Annotated in this window: 1 protein-coding gene and 1 pseudogene; both read right to left on the bottom strand. The window is 49.5% G+C overall.

Annotated features, from left to right (window positions below; genetic code table 11):
- Positions 1–196 precede the first annotated feature (196 nt).
- Positions 197–556, bottom strand: coding sequence for a phage holin family protein (locus tag CAGGBEG34_RS00455; protein WP_006681968.1), 360 nt, complete (start codon positions 554–556; stop codon positions 197–199).
- A 42-nt stretch (positions 557–598) separates the two neighbouring features.
- Positions 599–771: pseudogene (locus tag CAGGBEG34_RS12050) on the bottom strand (thioredoxin-disulfide reductase); the annotation flags it as partial.

Raw genomic sequence — 771 nt, 5'->3', positions numbered from 1 at the left:
CAGAGATGTGCAGTATGGAAAGCAAATAGTGTTTTACGCGCGGCGTCATTGACATAAAGAATCTCATTGAAAATTTCGCTTTTATTGTTCAATTTTAAACCAGTCTTTCTTGGATAGTCATCCGGGTCTTTCACTGAGATCAGCCGGCAATGCAGACGCGCGCGTTGACGCATAGTCGCTTGATAAAACATAATATTTAGAGGCTGGATTCCGTTCTTCCAAGTATCAACCAGGCCAACAGCCACGAAATCAGGCTATACAGAATGGAGCCGAACAACGCGGACCAGAAATCCGCGACCTCAAAACCTTTCAGCATCCAGGCGGCAAACTGGAAAAGCAGCGCATTAATCACAAAAATAAAAAGGCCCAGCGTAATCATCGTCACAGGCAAGGTGAGCAGCACGAGCAGTGGCCGGATCAACGCATTGATCAAGCCAAGCACAACCGCTGCAACCAAGGCCGTGCCAAAGCCGCGGATTTGGATGGATGAAATGATATACGGCAAAACAAACAGAGCGAGTGCATTAATCAACCAAATAATCAATATACGTATCATAGATTTCTCCGATGATCGGTTTGTAAGATCTGGGCAATAGACTTACTGCTCCAAATAGCGCTGCGCATCGAGCGCGGCCATGCAGCCGGAGCTGGCGCTGGTAATCGCCTGCCGATAAATATGATCCTGCACATCGCCGGCCGCGAAAACGCCGGGAACGCTGGCAGCGGTCGCATTCCCGGCGCGCCCGCCGCGCGTGACAATATAACCGTTTT

The sequence above is a fragment of the Candidatus Glomeribacter gigasporarum BEG34 genome, assembly GCF_000227585.1.
Lineage (GTDB): Bacteria > Pseudomonadota > Gammaproteobacteria > Burkholderiales > Burkholderiaceae > Glomeribacter > Glomeribacter gigasporarum_B.
This window is presented reverse-complemented; position numbering and strand designations above follow the sequence as displayed.